Source organism: Gilliamella mensalis, assembly GCF_900103085.1.
Taxonomy (GTDB): Bacteria; Pseudomonadota; Gammaproteobacteria; order Enterobacterales; family Orbaceae; genus Gilliamella; species Gilliamella mensalis.
On sequence record NZ_FMWR01000028.1, the window covers coordinates 1 to 3232 of the forward strand.

Here is a 3232-nt window from a genome sequence, read left to right on the forward strand (position 1 = left end):
AATTTAAAAGTCTGGCGGCACCCTACTCTCACATGGGTAATACCCACACTACCATCGGCACTACGGCGTTTCACTTCTGAGTTCGGCATGGGGTCAGGTGGGACCACCGCGCTATTACCGCCAGACATATCCTGTCTTCTCTTCTTCTATCTCAATAAAGCATTAATCTTATTATAACGCTTCATCTTCAATTCATCAATCCGGAACAAACTGTTATATCAACTTTTATACTATCTCTCGCATAATCCCAAAACAACTCCGAGTTGTAAGGTTAAGACTCTCGGTTCATTAGTATCAGTTAGCTCAATGTATCACTACACTTACACACCTGACCTATCTACGTCTTAGTCTCAAACGGACCTTACTGAATCTCTTCAGGGAAAACTCATCTCGAGGCTAGTTTCGTACTTAGATGCTTTCAGCACTTATCTATTCCGCACGTAGCTACCGGGCAATGCAATTGGCATCACAACCCGAACACCAGCGGTGCGTTCACTTCGGTCCTCTCGTACTAGAAGCAAACCCTCTCAATTTTCCTACGCCCATGGCAGATAGGGACCGAACTGTCTCACGACGTTCTAAACCCAGCTCGCGTACCACTTTAAACGGCGAACAGCCGTACCCTTGGGACCTACTTCAGCCCCAGGATGTGATGAGCCGACATCGAGGTGCCAAACACCGCCGTCGATATGAACTCTTGGGCGGTATCAGCCTGTTATCCCCGGAGTACCTTTTATCCGTTGAGCGATGGCCCTTCCATTCAGAACCACCGGATCACTATGACCTACTTTCGTACCTGCTCGAGCCGTCACTCTCGCAGTCAAGCTAGCTTTTGCCATTGCACTAACCTCCTGATGTCCGACCAGGATTAGCTAACCTTCGTGCTCCTCCGTTACTCTTTGGGAGGAGACCGCCCCAGTCAAACTACCCACCAGACAGTGTCCCTTACCTCGATTCAGAAGTATAGGTTAGAACATCAAACATTAAAGGGTGGTATTTCAAGGTCGACTCCACACACACTGGCGTGCATGCTTCTTTGCCTCCCACCTATCCTACACATTAAGGCTCAATGTTCACTGTCAAGCTATAGTAAAGGTTCACGGGGTCTTTCCGTCTTGCCACGGGTACACCGCATCTTCACGGCAATTTCAATTTCACTGAGTCTCGGGTGGAGACAGCCTGGCCATCATTACGCCATTCGTGCAGGTCGGAACTTACCCGACAAGGAATTTCGCTACCTTAGGACCGTTATAGTTACGGCCGCCGTTTACTGGGGCTTCGATCAAGAGCTTCTGCTTACGCATAACCCCATCAATTAACCTTCCAGCACCGGGCAGGCGTCACACCGTATACGTCCACTTTCGTGTTTGCACAGTGCTGTGTTTTTATTAAACAGTTGCAGCCAGCTGGTATCTTCGACTGATTTCACCTACATCCGCACGGGATTTCAATTACCATCAGCGTGCCTTCTCCCGAAGTTACGGCACCATTTTGCCTAGTTCCTTCACCCGAGTTCTCTCAAGCGCCTGAGTATTCTCTACCTGACCACCTGTGTCGGTTTCGGGTACGATTAACTATAACCTGAAGCTTAGAGGATTTTCCTGGAAGCAGGGCATCAATTACTTCACTGCCTTAGCAGCTCGTCATCACACCTCAGCGTCTCAGTGACCGGATTTGCCTAATCACACGCCTACATGCTTAACCCACCATCCAATAGGTGGTAAACCTAGCCTTCTTCGTCCCCCCATCGCAGTTATAGCCAGTACGGGAATATTAACCCGTTTCCCATCAGATACGCCCTTCGGCCTCTCCTTAGGGGTCGACTCACCCTGCCCCGATTAACGTTGGACAGGAACCCTTGGTCTTCCGGCGAGCGGGCTTTTCACCCGCTTTATCGTTACTTATGTCAGCATTCGCACTTCTGATACCTCCAGCATGCCTCACAACACACCTTCTACGGCTTACAGAACGCTCCCCTACCCAATACACTTATGTGCACTGCCGCAGCTTCGGTGCATAGTTTTAGCCCCGTTACATCTTCCGCGCAGGCCGACTCGACTAGTGAGCTATTACGCTTTCTTTAAATGATGGCTGCTTCTAAGCCAACATCCTAGCTGTCTAAGCCTTCCCACTTCGTTTCCCACTTAACTATGACTTTGGGACCTTAGCTGGCGGTCTGGGTTGTTTCCCTCTTCACGACGAACGTTAGCACCCGCCGTGTGTCTCCCATGATTAAACTTGTCAGTATTCGGAGTTTGCATCGGGTTGGTAAGCCGGGATGGCCCCCTAGCCGAAACAGTGCTCTACCCCCAACAGTTACTCATGAGGCGCTACCTAAATAGCTTTCGGGGAGAACCAGCTATCTCCCGGTTTGATTGGCCTTTCACCCCCAGCCACAGGTCATCCGCTAATTTTTCAACATTAGTCGGTTCGGTCCTCCAGTTAGTGTTAACCAACCTTCAACCTGCCCATGGCTAGATCACCGGGTTTCGGGTCTATACCCTGCAACTTAACGCACAGTTAATACTCGGTTTCCCTTCGGCTCCCCTATTCGGTTAACCTCGCTACAGAATATAAGTCGCTGACCCATTATACAAAAGGTACGCAGTCACCACTACCCAACGGCAGCAGCTCCCACTGATTGTACGTACACGGTTTCAGGGTCTATTTCACTCCCCTCCCGGGGTTCTTTTCGCCTTTCCCTCACGGTACTGGTTCACTATCGGTCAATCAGGAGTATTTAGCCTTGGAGGATGGTCCCCCCATCTTCAGACAGGATATCACGTGTCCCGCCCTACTCTATAAGCTTCCACATATCGCACCTTCGTGTACGGGACTTTCACCCTCTATCGTGCGACTTTCCAGACGCTTCCACTAATACTATATGCTACCCGCTTGGGCTCCTCCCCTTTCGCTCGCCGCTACTTAGGGAATCTCGGTTGATTTCTTTTCCTCGGGGTACTTAGATGTTTCAGTTCTCCCGGTTCGCCTCATATAACTATGTATTCATTATATGATAGTGTAGTCACCTACACTGGGTTTCCCCATTCGGACATCGACGGCTGTAGCGCTTTTTATCAGCTCACCGTCGCTTTTCGCAGATTAACACGTCCTTCTTCGCCTCTGATTGCCTAGGCATCCACCGTGTACGCTTAATTTCTTAACCTTACAACTCACAGTTGTCTTGGTTTTAATTACGCTTTCTTCTCTTTCTTTATGTCTCAACCTTTAT

2 rRNA genes are annotated in these 3232 nt (G+C 49.5%); both read right to left on the reverse strand.

Annotated features, from left to right (window positions below):
- Nucleotides 1-9: 9 nt before the first annotated feature.
- Nucleotides 10-125: ribosomal RNA gene (gene rrf, locus BQ5209_RS10415) — 5S ribosomal RNA — on the reverse strand.
- A 142-nt stretch (nucleotides 126-267) separates the two neighbouring features.
- A 23S ribosomal RNA gene (locus tag BQ5209_RS10420) occupies nucleotides 268-3166 on the reverse strand.
- Nucleotides 3167-3232: the final 66 nt, after the last annotated feature.